General features: G+C 68.6%; 12 protein-coding genes. 7 read left to right on the top strand and 5 right to left on the bottom strand.

Annotated features, from left to right (window positions below; translation table 11 throughout):
• The first annotated feature begins 98 nt into the window (after window positions 1-98).
• Both metH and ACYVBN_RS14990 read left to right on the top strand, forming a co-directional pair.
• Window positions 99-3,890 carry a methionine synthase gene (gene metH / locus ACYVBN_RS14985; RefSeq protein ID WP_460601220.1) on the top strand — a complete coding sequence of 1,264 codons (3,792 nt, stop codon included), beginning with the start codon at window positions 99-101 and terminating at the stop codon, window positions 3,888-3,890.
• A gap of 78 nt (window positions 3,891-3,968) precedes the next feature.
• A complete protein-coding gene (locus ACYVBN_RS14990) occupies window positions 3,969-4,619 on the top strand; it encodes an HAD family hydrolase (protein WP_440282940.1) in 651 nt (216 codons plus the stop codon).
• A 2-nt stretch (window positions 4,620-4,621) separates the two neighbouring features.
• Here the strand turns inward: ACYVBN_RS14990 and ACYVBN_RS14995 are convergent, their stop codons facing one another.
• Window positions 4,622-5,518: a RecB family exonuclease gene (locus tag ACYVBN_RS14995; protein ID WP_460601221.1), complete on the bottom strand. Its 897-nt coding sequence runs from the start codon at window positions 5,516-5,518 to the stop codon at window positions 4,622-4,624.
• 246 nt (window positions 5,519-5,764) lie between these two features.
• Here ACYVBN_RS14995 and ACYVBN_RS15000 point away from each other — a divergent pair, with 246 nt between their 5' ends.
• The 3 genes from ACYVBN_RS15000 to arc are packed head-to-tail and all read left to right on the top strand — an operon-like array spanning window position 5,765 to window position 9,775.
• Complete coding sequence (locus tag ACYVBN_RS15000; RefSeq protein WP_460601222.1) at window positions 5,765-6,904, top strand: zinc metalloprotease; 1,140 nt, start codon at window positions 5,765-5,767, stop codon at window positions 6,902-6,904.
• A 36-nt stretch (window positions 6,905-6,940) separates the two neighbouring features.
• Window positions 6,941-7,963: a tRNA (adenine-N1)-methyltransferase gene (locus tag ACYVBN_RS15005; RefSeq protein ID WP_460601223.1), complete on the top strand. Its 1,023-nt coding sequence runs from the start codon at window positions 6,941-6,943 to the stop codon at window positions 7,961-7,963.
• A gap of 54 nt (window positions 7,964-8,017) precedes the next feature.
• Window positions 8,018-9,775 carry a proteasome ATPase gene (gene arc / locus ACYVBN_RS15010; protein ID WP_460601224.1) on the top strand — a complete coding sequence of 586 codons (1,758 nt, stop codon included), beginning with the start codon at window positions 8,018-8,020 and terminating at the stop codon, window positions 9,773-9,775.
• Between the two features lie 723 nt (window positions 9,776-10,498).
• Here arc and ACYVBN_RS15015 read toward each other — a convergent pair.
• Window positions 10,499-11,482, bottom strand: coding sequence for a molybdopterin cofactor-binding domain-containing protein (locus tag ACYVBN_RS15015; protein ID WP_460601225.1), 984 nt, complete (start codon window positions 11,480-11,482; stop codon window positions 10,499-10,501).
• A gap of 481 nt (window positions 11,483-11,963) precedes the next feature.
• On the opposite strand from ACYVBN_RS15015, the gene ACYVBN_RS15020 reads away from it, so the two are divergent.
• Window positions 11,964-12,467, top strand: a complete 504-nt coding sequence (locus ACYVBN_RS15020) for an FBP domain-containing protein (RefSeq protein ID WP_460601226.1) — start codon at window positions 11,964-11,966, stop codon at window positions 12,465-12,467.
• A 25-nt stretch (window positions 12,468-12,492) separates the two neighbouring features.
• Here ACYVBN_RS15020 and ACYVBN_RS15025 read toward each other — a convergent pair whose 3' ends face one another.
• From ACYVBN_RS15025 to ACYVBN_RS15035, 3 genes are read right to left on the bottom strand one after another with little or no spacing between them, the layout of a single operon-like run.
• Window positions 12,493-13,740 (bottom strand): FAD-binding oxidoreductase, encoded by a 1,248-nt coding sequence (locus ACYVBN_RS15025; protein ID WP_460601227.1) that lies wholly within the window; start codon window positions 13,738-13,740, stop codon window positions 12,493-12,495.
• Window positions 13,737-14,105 (bottom strand): DUF3054 domain-containing protein, encoded by a 369-nt coding sequence (locus tag ACYVBN_RS15030; protein ID WP_460601228.1) that lies wholly within the window; start codon window positions 14,103-14,105, stop codon window positions 13,737-13,739. Before ACYVBN_RS15030 ends, ACYVBN_RS15025 begins: the two co-directional genes overlap by 4 nt.
• Window positions 14,102-15,088, bottom strand: a complete 987-nt coding sequence (locus tag ACYVBN_RS15035) for a Gfo/Idh/MocA family protein (RefSeq protein WP_460601229.1) — start codon at window positions 15,086-15,088, stop codon at window positions 14,102-14,104. The genes ACYVBN_RS15030 and ACYVBN_RS15035 overlap by 4 nt, the downstream gene beginning before the upstream one ends.
• Before the next feature lie 150 nt (window positions 15,089-15,238).
• Here ACYVBN_RS15035 and dop point away from each other — a divergent pair, with 150 nt between their 5' ends.
• Window positions 15,239-16,768 (top strand): depupylase/deamidase Dop, encoded by a 1,530-nt coding sequence (gene dop, locus ACYVBN_RS15040; protein ID WP_460601230.1) that lies wholly within the window; start codon window positions 15,239-15,241, stop codon window positions 16,766-16,768.
• Window positions 16,769-16,805 lie beyond the last annotated feature (37 nt).

A 16,805-nucleotide genomic window follows, 5' to 3' on the forward strand; every position in this document is an offset into this window, starting at 1 on the left:
TGCCCATCGGCGTGGCGCTCCGGTCGTTAGACTCGTGCCATTCTGCGCAAACTCCCCGAAGGGATCCCACAGTGAGCAGCCGCTCCGACATTGCGTGTGTGACACCGTCAACGCGCGACACCTCCCTGGTTCGTCCAGATGCCACCGAAGCCCTCACCGACGCGATGACGCAGCGGGTGCTGCTGCTCGACGGGTCGATGGGGGTCTTCATCCAACGACACAAGCTGAGCGAGGAAGAGTTCCGGGGCGAGCGGTTCGCCGACTGGGACCAGGACGTCAAAGGCAACAACGACCTCCTGTCGCTGACGAACCCGTCGGTGATCAGCGCCATTCACGACGCCTACCTGGAGTCCGGCGCGGACATCATCGAGACCAACACCTTCAGCGCACAGCGCATCTCGATGGCCGACTACGGCATGGAGGAGTTGAGCTACGAGCTCAACTACGAGTCGGCGCGCTTGGCCCGGGCTGCCTGCGACGCCGCCAGCACACCCGATCGGCCGCGGTATGTCGCCGGTGCCCTCGGACCGACCAACCGGACCGCGTCGATCTCCCCGGACGTCAACGACCCGGGCGCGCGCAACATCTCCTTCGAGCAGCTGGTGGACGCCTACCACGAGCAGGCGCAGGGCCTGGTCGACGGCGGCAGTGACCTGCTGCTGATCGAGACGATCTTCGACACCCTCAACGCCAAGGCCGCGGTGTTCGCCCTGGAGACGCTCTTCGAGGAGCGGGGCCGCCGGTGGCCGGTGTTCATCTCCGGCACCATTACCGACGCATCCGGCCGGACCCTGTCCGGCCAGGTCACCGAGGCGTTCTGGAACAGCATCCGGCACGCCCGGCCGTTGGCGGTGGGATTCAACTGTGCCCTTGGCGCCGCCGACATGCGGCCGTATGCCGCCGAACTCGCCCGGATCGCAGACTGTTTCACCTTCTGCTATCCCAATGCAGGACTGCCCAACGCCTTCGGCGAATACGACCAAACCGCCGCCGAGATGGCCGACGTGCTGGGCGAATTCGCCAAGGACGGCCTGGTCAATGTGCTGGGCGGTTGTTGCGGCACGACGCCGGAGCACATCGCCGAGATGGGTGACCGGATCGAGGGCCTCGCGCCCCGCGTCCCCGCAGATGTGGCGCCCGCGCTGCGGCTGTCGGGTCTCGAGCCGCTGAACGTCACCGACGAATCGTTGTTCGTCAACGTCGGCGAACGCACCAACATCACCGGCTCGGCGCGCTTCCGCAAGCTCATCAAGGAGGGCGACTACCCGACCGCCCTCAACGTCGCCCGGCAGCAGGTCGAGGCCGGCGCCCAGGTCATCGACGTCAACATGGACGAGGGCATGATCGACGGCGTCGCGGCGATGGACCGCTTCTGCAAACTGATCGCGACCGAGCCGGACATCTGCCGGGTGCCGGTCATGATCGACTCCTCCAAGTGGGAGGTCATCGAGGCCGGACTGCGCTGTGTCCAGGGCAAATCCATCGTCAACTCGATCTCCATGAAGGAGGGCGTCGAGAAGTTCGTCGAGCAGGCGAAGCTGTGCCGCAAGTACGGCGCGGCGGTGGTGGTGATGGCGTTCGACGAGACCGGACAGGCCGACACGCTCGAGCGGCGCAAGGAGGTCTGTCAGCGCGCCTACGACATCCTGACCCAGGAGGTCGGCTTCCCGGCCGAGGACATCATCTTCGACGCGAACATGTTCGCGCTGGCGACCGGCATCGAGGAGCACCGCGCCTACGGCACCGACTTCATCGAGGCGACGCGCTGGATCAGTGAGAACCTCCCCGGCGTGCTCACCTCGGGTGGCGTCTCCAACGTGTCGTTCTCCTTCCGTGGCAACAACCCGGTGCGGGAGGCGATCCACGCGGTCTTCCTCTACCACGCGATCAAGGCCGGCCTGTCCATGGGCATCGTCAACGCCGGGCAGCTCGGTGTCTACGACGAGCTGGACCCCGTGCTGCGCGAGCGCATCGAGGACGTCGTACTCAACCGCCGGGAGGACGCCACCGAACGCCTGCTCGAGGTCGCCGAGGAGCACAACAAGGCGGCCGAGGACCAGAGCCCCGACGACAAGCTCAGGTGGCGCGAGGACCCGGTGCGCGAGCGCATCACGCACGCGCTGGTCAAGGGCATCGACGAATACATCGTCGAGGACACCGAGGAGATGCGTCTCGAACTGGCGGCGGCGGGGGAGCGGCCGCTCAACGTCATCGAGGGTCCGTTGATGGACGGTATGGGCGTCGTCGGTGATCTCTTCGGCGCCGGCAAGATGTTCCTGCCGCAGGTCGTCAAGTCGGCCCGCGTGATGAAAAAGGCTGTCGCCCACCTGATTCCGTTCATCGAGGCGGAGAAGAAGCCGGGCGACGCCGAACGCGCCAAGGGCAAGATCGTGATGGCCACCGTCAAGGGTGACGTCCACGACATCGGCAAGAACATCGTCGGTGTGGTCCTGCAGTGCAACAACTACGACGTCGTCGACCTCGGTGTCATGGTGCCCGCCCAGAAGATCCTCGACACCGCCAAGGCCGAGAACGCCGACATGATCGGGCTGTCCGGGCTGATCACCCCGTCGCTGGACGAGATGGTCAACGTCGCGTCCGAGATGGAACGCCAGGGTTGGGACATCCCGCTGCTCATCGGCGGTGCGACCACCTCCCGAGCACACACCGCGGTCAAGGTGACACCGAAGTACCACGGCGACGTGGTGTGGGTGAAGGACGCCTCACGGTCGGTGCCCACCGCCTCGGCGTTGCTGTCCGACGAACGCCACGACGCGTTCATGGCCGACATCAACGCCGACTACGAGTCGATCCGCAAGCGGCATGCCGCCAAGAACACCGAGCGGCCACTGCTCAGGTATGACGACGCGCTCGCCGAGCGAACGCCGATCGACTGGACCGACTATCAACCGCCGCGGCCGCGGTTCCTGCTGCAGCAGGCCCGAGACGTCGCCGACGACGGTGAGCTGGGCAAGATCGCGTCATACACGCGCACCTTCCACGACTACCCGCTGGAGAAACTGCGCGACTACATCGACTGGCAGCCGTTCTTCAACGCCTGGGAGATGAAGGGCAAATTCCCGGACATCCTGAACAACCCGTCCACCGGCGAAGCAGCGCGCAAGTTGTGGGACGACGCGCAGCAGATGCTCGACAAGGCCATCGAGCACCGCTGGCTGCGGGCGAACGCCGTGGTCGGTTTCTTCCCGGCCAACGCCGTCGGTGACGACATCGAGCTCTACACCGACGAGACGCGCGGCGAACTGCGCACGACCCTGCACCATCTGCGGCAACAGGGGCACCACCGGGCGGGCGTGCCCAACCGGTCGCTGGCCGACTACGTCGCGCCCAAGGACACCGGGTTGCGTGACTACGTGGGCGGATTCGCGGTCACTGCGGGCCTCGGCTCGCAGGAGAAGATCATGGAGTTCAAGAAGGAACTCGACGACTACAGCGCGATCCTGCTCGAGTCGATCGCCGACCGGCTCGCCGAGGCGTTCGCCGAACGGCTGCACGACGTCGTCCGGCACGAGCTGTGGGGATACGCGCCGGACGAGAAGTTGAGCAACGAGGACTTGATCGCGGAGAAGTACCGCGGCATCCGACCGGCGCCCGGTTACCCGGCCTGCCCGGACCACACGGAGAAGGCGACGCTCTTCGAGCTGCTGGACGTCACGAACCAGACCGGCATCGAGCTCACCGACTCCATGGCGATGTGGCCCGGCGCGGCGGTCAGCGGCTGGTACTTCTCGCACCCGGAGTCGCAGTACTTCGTGGTGGGCCGGCTCGGCAAGGACCAGGTGCAGTCCTACGCCGCCCGCAAGGGCTGGACGCTGCAGCAGGCGGAGCGCTGGCTCTCCTCGAATCTCGGCTACGAACCGGAGGACTGACCCATCAGCACACAACAGCACGTCGCTCGGAGTCGAGGCGACGGAGCCGGCGCGGGAGCGCCTCGAGACCACCACGCGCTGCCCGCGGCCGTCCTGTGGGACATGGACGGCACACTCGTCGACACCGAGCCCCTGTGGATCGCCGCCGAGCGGGAGCTCGTGGCGTCATACGGCGGGGAGTGGTCCGACGAGATGGCGCACCAGCTGGTCGGCAACCCGCTGCTCGTGTCGGGCCAGGTGATCCGGGACAACAGCCCGGTGACACTCTCGGCCGAGGAGATCGTGGACTATCTGCTCGAGCGTGTCATCGCCGGCATGCGCGCGCACGTGCCTTGGCGCCCGGGCGCCGAGCAGCTGCTGAACGACGTTGTGGCGCAAGGGATTCCGAATGCCCTGGTGACCATGTCCTACGACTCCTTCGCGGGCGTGCTGCTGGACAGCGTGGCATCCGGCACGTTCACGGTGGTGGTGACCGGTGACCGGGTGGACAAGGGCAAGCCGGACCCCGAGGCCTACCTCACGGCTGCTGCCGAGTTGGGTGTCGACCCCGGCAAGTGCGTCGCCATCGAGGACTCGATCCCGGGGGTGCGTGCCGCGGTGGCGGCCGGGGTGCCGACGATCGCCGTGCCGCACCTGATCCAGGTGCCCGACATCGCCGGGGCGATTCACGTCAGCACGCTGGACGGGCTACGCGCCGCGGACCTGGTCCGCATCGCATCGGGCGCCTGAGGTCACTCGTCGACCGGTGACGTCTCGCCGGCACGCACCGGATCCAGGGCGAGCCCGATGGCACCGTCCGGCAGCGGCGGGGGAGTGCCGCCGAACTCCGGGCACAGCGCTTGGTGGCTGCACCAGTCGCACAGCCTGGTGCGGTGCGGCCGCCAGTCGCCGGTCGCGGCCGCTCGCTCGATCGCCTGCCACAGCGCCTTGACCTTGCGTTCGGTCGCCAGCAGGTCCGACTCGTCGGGGACATATCGCACGATCTCGCTGTTGCCGAGGTAGACCAGCTGGAGCATGCGAGGAACCACACCGCGGGTGCGCCAGATCACCAGGGCGTAGAACTTCATCTGGAAGAGTGCCTTGGCCTCGAACAGCTGCGAGGGTGAGCGGCCGGTCTTGTAGTCGACGACGCGCAGCAGGCCACCGGGCGCCTCGTCGAGCCGGTCGATGTAGCCACGCAGCGTCAGCCCGTCGACCTCGGCCTCGACATACAGCTCCCGCTCGGCCGGCTCGAGCCGGGTGGGGTCCTCCAGGGCGAACCACCGGCGGACCAGCTCGGCGGCGTCGGCGAACCACGCCCTGCCATCGGCGCTCTGCTGGCCGACCAGGCTCGCCAGCTCGGGCTCGTGCTCCACCAGGGCCGCCCACTGGGGCTCCAGCAGCGCGACCGCCGCCTCGAGGGTCCGCTCCGCGGCCGGCACGTCGAAAAGCCGCTCGAGCACCGAATGCACCAACGTGCCGCGTGCGGCGGCGGCGGAGGGTTCCTCGGGCAACCGGTCCACGACCCGGAAGCGGTAGAGCAACGGGCACTGCATGAAGTCGCCGGCCCGACTCGGCGAGAGTGCCGGCCGCAGCGGGCGCGAACCGGTCTCGCCCGCCGCGTCGGCCGTGTCGGTTCTCCCTCGCATGCCATCCACGTTAACCGGGCGGTAGGACAGGGTCGGTCGGCCCTGGGCGGTACGAAAAGGTCGCTACTGTCGTCACTTTCTCGCGGTGTCGGGGCGTTTCGGGCGAGAGACTCGCTACTGTCGTCACTTTCTCGCCGTCTCGGGGCGTATCGGGCGAGAGACTCGCTACTGTCGTCACTTTCTCGCGGTTCCGGGACGGTCAGAGCGACCGTCATCCGAAAGACCACCGCCACGTAGGCTGGAGCCATGGCGAACGCGGACCGACCCGGCTGGCAGCTGGGGACGCTGCGCGGTGTGCCGATCTACCTCGGCCGGACCTGGCCGATCATCGCCGTCGTCATCATCGTCACCTTCGGGCCGCAGGTGCGCAACGCGTATCCGGACCTGGGCGGCACCGCCTATTTCGTGGCCTTCCTTTACACGCTGCTGCTGCTGTTGTCCGTGGTCGCGCACGAGGCCGCCCACGCCCTCGTCGGTCAGTGGCGCGGCTACCACGTGCGACGGGTCGTCGCCGACCTGTGGGGCGGACACACGGCATACGAAACCGATGACAGCTCGCCGATGTCCAGTGCCCTGGTCGCCGTCGTCGGGCCGCTCGCCAACGCCGTGCTCGCCCTCGCGGGCTGGCTGGCCCTGCACGCGGTCGCCGACGACCGGGAGGTTGCGAAGCTGCTCATCGGCGCGTTCGTCTTCACCAACGGGTTCGTCGCCGTTTTCAACCTACTGCCCGGCATGCCCCTGGACGGTGGATTCATCCTCGACGCCGTCGTATGGCGCCTCACCGGCTCCCGCACCGCCGGCCTGCTCGTGGCGGGCTGGTGCGGCCGCGTGCTGGCGGTGGCGATGGTGTGCTGGACGGTGGTGCTGCCCTTGGTCCGGGGAGAGACGCCGCAGGCCTACTACGTCCTGTGGTCGGTGCTGATCGCCGGCTTCCTGTGGTTCGGCGCCAGTGGTGCGGTCGCCCGGGCCCGGTCGGGACGGCTGTTCGCCCGCGTCCGGGTCGGTGACGTGCTGCGGCCGACCGTGGTCGTCCCCGATGCCACACCGGTGGGACAGCTGCCGCACGGGACCGACGTGGTCGTCGTGGACCCGCGCGGGATGCCGTGGGGTGTCATCGCCGCGGTCGACCTGCAGCACGCCGGCCGCACGGACCTGCAGACGGTCCGTGCGGCCGCCCTGGCGCGCGTCCAGCCCGCGGGCTGGATCGCCGAAGTAGCCTCGGTCGATGCCGACGTCACGGCGCTCGTGCGAGCGGCGCAGCACGTCGGCGGCGCCATACAGGATCTGCTGGTGGTGACCGACGGCCGGCCCGTCGGGCTGGTCTCGGTCCAGGTGCTGGGCGACGCGCTGGCGGCCGCCGAACACCCCACCGCGGCGTCCGTCTGAGCCCGGCCCGATGCCCGCCGTCTACTATTTCCGTTCGTGACCTCGCCCGAACCCACTGGCTCCGCCGCGCGTCGCGGCCCCCTCACCGCCGGCGAACGCGTGCAGCTGACCGACCCGAAGGGCCGCATGCACACGCTGCAGCTGACCTCGGGCAAGCAGTTCCACACCCACCGCGGCCACCTCGACCACGACGACCTGATCGGCCTGCCCGACGGCAGCACCATCACCAACACCGCGGGAACCGAATACCTGGTGCTGCGACCGCTGCTGTCCGACTACGTGATGTCGATGCCCCGCGGCGCGGCGGTGGTCTACCCCAAGGACTCCGGGCAGATCGTCGCCATGGCGGACATCTTCCCCGGTGCGCACGTCGTCGAGGCCGGTGTCGGCTCCGGTGCGCTGTCGATGTCGTTGCTGCGTGCCGTCGGCGATCACGGCCGGTTGCACTCCATCGAGCGGCGGGCCGAGTTCGCCGACATCGCCAAGGGCAACGTGCGTGACTTCTTCGGCGGTGATCACCCGGCCTGGACGGTGTCGGTCGGCGACTTCGTCGACGTGCTGCCGTCCGTCGCCGCGCCGGGCACCGTCGACCGCGTGGTGCTGGACATGCTGGCGCCGTGGGAGTGCCTCGACGCGGCCGGCGAGGCGCTGACACCCGGAGGCGTCTTCATCGCGTATGTCGCCACCGTGACGCAACTGTCGCGAGTGGCCGAAGCCGTGCGCGCGCACGGTGGTTACACCGAGCCGGAGGCCTGGGAGTCGATGGTGCGCGGCTGGCACCTGGAGGGCCTGGCCGTGCGGCCGCAGCACCGGATGCACGGACACACCGGCTTCCTGGTGTCCACCCGGCGATTGGCGCCCGGTGTCACGCCCCCGCTGCGCAAACGGCGCCCCGCCAAGGGCGCGCAGGAGGCGGACGCCCCAGATATTGAGACGAGCACCTTCGATGTCGCCCGCGACCCGCAGTCGTGGACATCGCAGAATCTGGGCGAGCGCCCCGTCTCGGACAAGAAGCTGCGCAAGTTGCAACGTTCAGCAGGCGAGCCGCCGCTGGAATGACGAGGTTTGCGGGTTAGGGTCAGGGGGCATCGAACCGCAGCGACGACTGACGTCGTGCTCGCGCTAAGGAGGCCGACCGTGACCGACCACTCCCACGAAGCTGATGCGCCGAAGAGCTCCATCGAGGGCTTGCAACGCGAGATCCGAACCCTGCGCGAACGACTTGCCGTCTCGTCCCCTGCGAACGCCGGAGAGCTGCAACAGCAGGTCCGCCAACTGCAGGCATCGGTCGGCACCCTGTCGGCGCAGAACGAACGCCTCGTGCGCACCTTGAAGGAAGCGCGCGAACAGATCGTCAACCTCAAGGGCGAGGTCGACCGGCTCGCGCAGCCGCCCGCGTCATACGGAGTGATCGTCGAGACGCACGACGATGCCACGGCCGACATCCTGTCCTCAGGACGCAAGTTGCGTGTCGCGGTGAGTCCGTCCATCGAGCCGGCCGACCTGACGGTCGGGCGCGAGGTGATGCTCAACGAAGCGCTCAACGTGGTCGCCGCCGTGGGTTTCGAGCGGGTCGGTGAGCTGGTCCAGGCCAAGGAGCTGCTCGGCGAGGACCGGGTGCTGGTGATCGCGCACGCCGACGAGGAACGCGTGTGCCGCATCGCCGCCAACCTCGTGGGTGAGACGATCCGCGCCGGCGACTCGCTGCTGTGCGACACCCGCACGGGCTTCGTCTTCGAACGCATCCCCAAGGCCGAGGTCGCCGACCTCGTGCTGGAGGAGGTGCCCGACATCCATTACGAGGACATCGGCGGCCTCGCCGGCCAGATCGAGCAGATCCGGGACGCTGTCGAACTGCCCTACCTGCACGCGGACCTGTTCCGGGAGCACGCGCTGCGCCCGCCCAAGGGCGTGCTGCTCTACGGCCCTCCCGGGTGCGGCAAGACGTTGATCGCCAAGGCGGTCGCTGCCAGCCTGGCTCGCAAGGTCGCCGAGAAGACCGGCCGCGACGAGACGGCATACTTCTTGAACATCAAGGGCCCGGAGCTGCTCAACAAGTATGTCGGCGAGACCGAGCGGCACATCCGGTTGATCTTCCAGCGGGCCCGGGAGAAGTCCTCCGACGGCACTCCCGTGGTGGTGTTCTTCGACGAGATGGAGTCGCTCTTCCGCACCCGCGGATCGGGTGTCTCCTCCGACGTGGAGACCACGATCGTGCCGCAGCTGCTGGCCGAGATCGACGGTGTCGAACAGTTGCAGAACGTCATCGTGATCGGTGCCTCCAACCGGGAGGACATGATCGACCCGGCGATCCTGCGGCCCGGTCGGCTCGACGTGAAGATCAAGATCGAGCGCCCGGACGCCGAGAGCGCACGCGACATCTTCGGCAAGTACCTCGTGCCGGAGCTGCCGTTGCACGCCGACGATCTCGCCGAGCACAACAACTCGCCGCAGGAGACCGTCGAGGCGATGATCCAGGCCTCCGTCGAGCGGATGTACACCGAGATCGACGAGAACAAGTTCCTGGAGGTCACCTATGCCAGCGGTGACAAGGAGATCCTCTACTTCAAGGACTTCAACTCCGGAGCGATGATCCAGAACATCGTCGACCGGGCCAAGAAGATGGCGATCAAGGACCAGCTGACCACCGGTCAGAAGGGCATCCGGGTCGATCACCTGCTGCGCAGCTGCGTCGACGAGTTCAAGGAGAACGAGGACCTGCCCAACACCACCAACCCGGACGACTGGGCACGCATCTCCGGTAAGAAGGGCGAGCGGATCGTCTACATCCGCACGCTCATCGACGGCAAGGACGGCGCCGAGCCGGGCCGCTCCATCGACTCGATCAAGGGCACCGGCCAGTACCTCTGACCTCGGTCGGGGCACCTTCGGTCAGACACTTCGCGCGTTCCACCGCGCGAAGTGTCTGACATGAAGTGGCCTGAGGCGGCTGTCCACAGGCTCGTCACGCGGAACCGTCCAATTCGGGCACGATCGTCGGATGGATCCAACAGCAGCCGATGCCGCAGCGGCGAGTGCACGACGGCGGTGTATGGCGCCGAGCGGCGTCGCATCGCGGCTCAACTCGCTGCCGAACTCCTCGCGAACGGCATGACGGGATTCACGGCCCCGATCATCGACGTCGCTGTGCCGGCTGCTACCCGACACCACCGCGTCGAGGGCGTCCGGCTGCATCTGCAACGCCGACCGGCGCCCGCCCTCCGCGCCGGTATTCCCTGCGTCAGCACCGAGGTGGCGATGATCCACGCTGCACAGTGGGCGGTGTCGGACCGTCAGGCCGCCTTGTTGATCTGCCTGCCGATGCAGCAGCGCATGACCAGCCCGGCACGGCTGGCGCTCGCGTGGCGCGGAGTGTCCCGGTCTGCACGACGCACCTTCTTGAGCAACATCATTTCCGACGTGACCGACGGTGCGCATTCGCTGGGTGAACTCGATTTCGCTCGTATGGCGCGCCACGTCGGGCTTCCCATGCCGTCGCGGCAGGCTGTCCGCACGGGTCCCGGCGGGCGGGTCTATCTCGATGTCAGTTGGGACGATGTCGATGTGTCCCACTGCGGCCCCATGCCACGTGGCTCACATCTTGGCGGCACCGGCCCTGATGGCTTTGCGGATCCGGACATAGGTGCCGCAGCGACCCCCGAGCAACGGCAGTGTGGGCACCACCAGGGGGATCTCAGCCTTGCGCAGCTCACGCAGGACCGAGGCGTCGTCGGCGCCCGGGACGACGCTGCCGCCGAAGTCCGCCTGCACCGCGCGCAGTGCGACGGGACGGCCGTTGAGGCCCGGAGCGCGGCAGACCATGGTCGGCAAGGCGTCGGGCACCTGCAGGTCCATGGTGAACTGCTTCTTGCCGGTGACGATGTCCCGCGCGTCGACACGATTGCGCGGGGTCCCGACGACGCTGAACGACGTGCGGGCCTTCAGTTGTGTCTTGGCGGCCTTCGTCGTCGTGGTGGCCGCCTTCGTCGCCAACGCGCCGTAGCTGACCGACGTACCGTTCGGGGCACGCACGACGCCGAGCTTCGTCGTCAATTGGCCCACGGCGTAACCGAGTTCGACAGAGGCGGCCTTCAGCAGCGCGCCCTTGGCGATCGAGGCGGCGACCCGGATGGGCGTGTATGTCGACACGGTGGAGTTCGAGCCACCGGTCAGTTGGTTGAAGACCAGTTCCGGGCGGGCAGGGGCGAGCGAGACGATCACCTTCTCCACCGGCAGGTCGATCTCCTCGGCGATGATCATGGCCGTCGAGGTGGTGATGCCCTGACCGACCTCGGCGCGCGGGAGCGCGAAACTCGCCGTCCCATCGGAGTGGATGGTGATCGTGATGAGGCCTGAGGTGGCCAGCGCCGCGGTGCTCTCCAGGTCCTCCAGGTCGAACACCGCGGCGATCTGCGGGGGAGAGGGGATCGCCGCCTCGGCAGCTGTGCCGAGGCGCAGATCGGCCGCCACGGTCAGGGTCGTCCCGGCGACCAGGTAGCCGACGAACCGCCGGCGACTCAGTCCTCGACGTCCGGGCGGTGCTGCCGCGCCGATCCCATGGGGCTCGTGCTCGGTCACCCGATCTCCTTCCGACGTGCGGTCCGGCACCGGGGCCGGGACCGCTGTGGTGTGTGTGATTGGCCGGCTCCAGGCGCAACAGTGCCACGCCGACCACGCCGCATGGTCTGTTGAGATTTCAAAGAATTGGTCACTTTCATCCGTCTCGAGGCCGTGTGGCGCCGGTGAGTCCCGTGGCGAAGAAATGGGCGTGCCCTTCGGGCAGCGCGTGTGAGACGGTGGGTCGGCCCGATGTCGCAGTTGTCCTGCCGGCATCGGCGAGATGAGACGTGACGATGAGCGGCGTGAAGCCGCCGGGAACGAGGTCGGCCCCCATGGCCTGCTCAGCGCACAGCTGACCCGCCGGTCCAGGACGAGACAGTGATCTCGCGACGGATCGGTGTCCTGCCATGCCGTGACGCCATACACCAGCAGCCGCACAGGTGCGGTCGGCCGGATGGTGCGTCAGCCGCGAACCTCATCGACCGAAGGACCTTTCCGCATGCTTCCCCTGACCGACGCTGCCATCCGCAGCTCGTTCGTCAACGCCACCAAGCGCGAGATCCGTGACGCGGTGCTGCCCGACCTGGGCACCCTCGAGTGGGACCGCCTCGACCTGCTCGGCTGGCGTGACATCACGAAGGACAACACCGGCTACGTGGTGGTCGACATCGACGGCACTGCGGTCGGCGTGCGTTTCACCACCGCTCCGCGGACCGGGCCACGACGGCGCACCCTGTGTTCCTGGTGCCAGGACGTCATCGTCGCAGACGACGTCACGCTGTATGTCGCCCGCCGCGGCGGGGCACCGGGCCGGCGCGGCGACACGATCGGCACGTTGATCTGCAGCGACTTCGGTTGCAACGGCAACGTCCGGCGCCGACCCACGCTCACCGAGGTCGGCAGTGCCGACGAGCAGGATCGCCTCAACCTGATCGACCGACGCATCGACGGCCTGCGGCAACGGTCCACCGACTTCGTGCGGCAGATCCTCGCGACGCGCTGATCAGCCGACCGTCACGTGGTGTGCCTCAACGCGCCACGTGACGGTCGACGAAGTCGTTGCCGAACTTGCCCGCCGGGTCCAGGGATCGGCGCAGGTCGTCGAAGTCGTCCAACCGGTCGTAGGCGAAGTCCAGTCGTCCGGGATAAGTGAAGACCTTGCCCCAGTGCGGCCGCGGCGCAAGATCGGCCAGGGCTTCCTGCACCACGCCGACCGCCTGATGCACCGCGTTCAGCTCGGGTTTCCAGGTGAAGTGGAACGCCACGGAGTCACGTCGGTGAGCCGGGCTGAGCCACGCGGATTCCGGTGCCACCGCTCGGATCTCGCCCACCAGCAGATGCGGCGCGATCCGTTCGCCGACACCGAGCAGCGCCTCGACGGCACGACCGGCGTCCGCGGCGGCGACGAAGAACTCCGACTGCACCTCTGCACCGGCACTCGGGGTGAACCCCAACCGGAAATGCGGCAGCCGGTCGGCCCACGGACCGGGCACTCCACCCTGCTCGGTGACGGCATCCGGTGTGGCGCCGGCGGCCTGCAGCGGATGCAGCGTGTCGGCCACCCACCGTGCGCCCGGTAACTCCGGCTGCCCGGCGCGGTCGTCGGCGATCGACTTCACGATGACGTGATCGGCTCCCGGCCCGATCCACCGGCCGAAGACACTCACGCTGTATGCCGCCGCCAGCACCTCGTCGATCCGCGCCGCCAGGTCGCGCCAGCTCAACCCGACGAATGCGTCCTGACGGACGGCGTATTCGGGGACGGTCGCGAGCCGCAGCCGGGTGACGACCCCGAGCGCGCCCAGCGACACGACGACACCGCCGAAACGCTCGTCGGAGTCGTCGATCCAGCGCAGGCGCCCATCCGCGGTGAGCAGTTCCACCGCCCGGACGGCCGATGCCAGCCCGGGCTGTCCCACCCCAGAACCATGCGTGCCGGTGGCCACACTGCCGGCGATGGTGATGTGGGGCAGGGACGCAAGGTTCGGTAGCGCACGGCCGGACGCCGCCAGCGCCGGCACGAGTTCGCCGTACTTCATCCCGCCACTGACGGTTACGGTGCCGGTCGTGTCATCGACCTCCGGCGGGGCGATCAGACCTGACAGGTCCAATTGCCAACCGGATTCGCTGTCCGCGATGCCGTTGAAGCTGTGCCCGGATCCGGCCACCTTCGCCTGTGGCGCGTCGGCGACGAGTTGCTGCAGCTCCTCGACCGTGGCCGGTTGCACGCGCCGGACGGCGCGGTAGTCGTACGTGCCGGACCAGTTCGTCGTCATACCAACGCCTTTCGGGAGCGAAGACCGACGAGGAGCCGCCAGCCGAGTAGGAAGAGTCCGAGGAAGAGGGTGGCCACGACGATGAACGCAGGCGCCGTGCCCCGGCCGGTCAGGTGACGCAGCACCATGCCGACCGCGACGGCGCTCACCCACACCGGCCAGCCGGTGCGCAGGTTCACCGGCGGCCGTCGTGCGACCAGGAATGTCACGACCCAGCCGACCGCTACGCCGGCCAGGAAGGGCCACGCGGTCTGCAGCACACCCAGGACCGGGCTGCCCTCGTCGTGGGAGACTCGTCCGACGGCCGCGAAGACGAGCACGATCAGTGCGTCGAGGCCGAGCGGCAGCAGCAGTCTGGCGCTCATTCGCCGGGGTAGGTCACGCCGAGCTGCGCGCGGACCTGGTCCATCAGCCGCATGATCCGCAGCGTCTCGTCCCAGGGCATCAGCGGGGACTCGGTGTCGCCGGCGGTGATCCGGCGGGCGACCTCGACCGCCTCGAAGTGCAGGCCGTGCCGGGCCACTGCTGGGACGTAGGTGTCGAGCACCGTGTCGTCCGGGGCGACCAGCTGCACCGGTCCGGGCTGGTAGAACCAGCCCGGCAGCTCCAGCCGCGCCGCGTCACCGCTGATCACTGCAGTATTGGCCGTCTGCGCGCTCATCGTCGTCATGCAGGTGGCGACGGCCTCGCCCCGGGAGAGCACGACGGTCTCGTTCCGGTCCACGCCGTCCGGTGTCAGGACACCGGTCGCGGCGACGTCGAGCTCGCCGGGCAGCAGCATCGCCGCCAGGGAGATCGGGTAGATGCCCAGGTCCAGCAGCGCACCGCCGGCGAGCGCGGGGTCCGCGAGCCGCTGGGGACCGCCCGGATAGAGCAACTGCCCGTGGTCGGCCACGATGGTCTGCAGGGTGCCCAGCAAGCCTTCGGCGACGGCCTGTCGCACGACGTCATACCGCGGCAGGAAACGCGACCACATGGCTTCCATGCAGAAGAGCCCTCGCCGTCGCGCTTCGTCCAGCACCTCGGCCGCCTCCGTCGCGTTGCGGGTGAACGCCTTCTCGACCAGGACCGGCTTGCCGGCGCGCAATGCCAGGAGTGCGTGCTCGCGGTGTGCCGAGTGGGGTGACGCCACGTAGACGACGTCGACGTGCGGATCGGCCACCAGCTCCTCGTAGGAACCGTATGCCGTGAATCCGCCGAACTGCGAGGCGAACTCACGAGCACGGGTGATGCTCCGGGAGCCGCAGGCCACGATCTGCTGGCCGGTTTCGGCGAGCAGCGTCTGTGCGAAGGCGGTGGCGATCCCGCCGGGGGCGAGAATGCCCCACCGCAGCACCGGTGCGTCCATCGGATCGAGTGTTCTCGGCGCAGGCAGCGAAGTCACAGCAGCATCATTCCAGAGCCGCGCCGATCGCCAGCAGGTTCGTCAGCACAACCCGCCGGTCCGGCAGATGAACCGTCGGAATGGCGCGCCGACCGCGGCCCTAGAGTCGGGCGTATGAGTGTGCGTCGGATCATGGGCATCGAGACCGAATACGGGATCTCCGTTCCCGGCGACCCGACCGCCAACCCGATGGTGCTGTCCGGGCGGCTCGTGACGGCATACGCCACCCAGGTCGGCATGCGCGCGGCCCGTGCCGGGTGGGACTACGAGGACGAGGCACCGCTGCGCGACGCCCGCGGGTTCGACATGGCGCGCGGCGCCGCCGACGCCAGCCAGTTGACCGACGAGGAGGACCCGACCCTCGCCAACGTGGTGCTCACCAACGGTGCTCGGCTGTATGTCGATCACGCGCACCCGGAGTACAGCTCCCCGGAGGTCACGACCCCACGCGATGCGATCACCTGGGACCGGGCGGGGGAGTCGGTGATGCGGGAGGCGGTGCGGCTGTTGTCCCCGGCCGGTGCGCCGGGCGTCAACCTCTACAAGAACAACACCGACGGCAAGGGCGCGTCCTACGGCACGCACGAGAACTACCTGATGAGCCGCGCGACACCGTTCTCGGAGATCGTGCGGCACCTGATCCCGTTCTTCGTCGCCCGCCAGGTGATGTGCGGCTCGGGGCGGGTCGGCATCGGCATCGAGTCCGGCAAGCCGGGCTTCCAGCTGGCCCAGCGTTCCGACTTCTTCGAAGTGGAGGTCGGGCTCGAGACGACGCTGAAGCGACCGATCATCAACACCCGCGACGAACCGCACGCGGTGGCCGACCGTTACCGGCGGCTGCACGTGATCCTCGGCGACGCCAACCACTGCGACGTGACCAACCTGCTGAAGCTGGGCACGACGAGCCTGGTGCTGGGCATGATCGAGGACGGCGCGGTCACCCGGGACCTCACCGTCGAGAAGCCGGTCGAGGCGCTGCGGCGACTGTCGCACGACCCGACCCTGCGAGCGACCGTCGAGGTCGCCGGCGGCCGCACCCTGACCGGCGTCCAATTGCTCTGGGAGTACTACGAGCTCGCGGACGCCTGGCTGCAGCGGTTGTATGGCCGGGAGCTCGACGACGACACCGCCGAGGTCATGCAGCGGTGGGAGCAGGTGCTGAGCACGCTGGAGCGCGATCCGATGGAGGCCGCCCGCGAGGTCGACTGGGTGGCCAAGCTCAGGACACTGGAGAGCTACCGGGCACGGGATGGCCTGGACTGGTCGGACCACCGGCTCCGGGCGATCGACATCCAGTGGTCGGACGTGCGGGCGGACAAGGGGATCTTCAACCGGCTCGCCGCTGCCGGCCGCTTCGAGCAGCTGGTGGACGACGCCGCGGTGCAGCGGGCCATGTCGGAGCCGCCGACGGACACCCGGGCGTTCTTCCGCGGCACCTGCCTGGCGCGCTTCCCGCAGGAGGTGGCTGCCGCCTCGTGGGACTCGGTGATCTTCGACGTCCGCTCGCAGCCCAGCCTGCAGCGGGTGCCGATGCTGGAGCCGGAACGCGGCACCCGGGCTCACGTGGGGGCGCTGCTGGACCGCGCCGGGTCGGCGGACGAGCTGTTGCGCCTGCTGGCCGAGGACGCGCCGCGCATCGATTGAGGATCCACCGGACGACACGGTCACACGCCGGTGGTGC

This window comes from Flexivirga lutea (genome assembly GCF_054778955.1).

Excerpts from the sequence above, each read along its gene's own strand:
- ACYVBN_RS14995 (WP_460601221.1), bottom strand. The coding sequence starts at position 5,518 with ATGCGAGGGAGAACCGACACGGCCGACGCGGCGGGCGAGACCGGTTCG.
- dop (WP_460601230.1), top strand. The coding sequence starts at position 15,239 with ATGAGTGTGCGTCGGATCATGGGCATCGAGACCGAATACGGGATCTCC.
- ACYVBN_RS15030 (WP_460601228.1), bottom strand. The coding sequence starts at position 14,105 with ATGAGCGCCAGACTGCTGCTGCCGCTCGGCCTCGACGCACTGATCGTG.
- ACYVBN_RS15020 (WP_460601226.1), top strand. The coding sequence starts at position 11,964 with ATGCTTCCCCTGACCGACGCTGCCATCCGCAGCTCGTTCGTCAACGCC.
- ACYVBN_RS15025 (WP_460601227.1), bottom strand. The coding sequence starts at position 13,740 with ATGACGACGAACTGGTCCGGCACGTACGACTACCGCGCCGTCCGGCGC.
- ACYVBN_RS15035 (WP_460601229.1), bottom strand. The coding sequence starts at position 15,088 with ATGGACGCACCGGTGCTGCGGTGGGGCATTCTCGCCCCCGGCGGGATC.
- ACYVBN_RS15000 (WP_460601222.1), top strand. The coding sequence starts at position 5,765 with ATGGCGAACGCGGACCGACCCGGCTGGCAGCTGGGGACGCTGCGCGGT.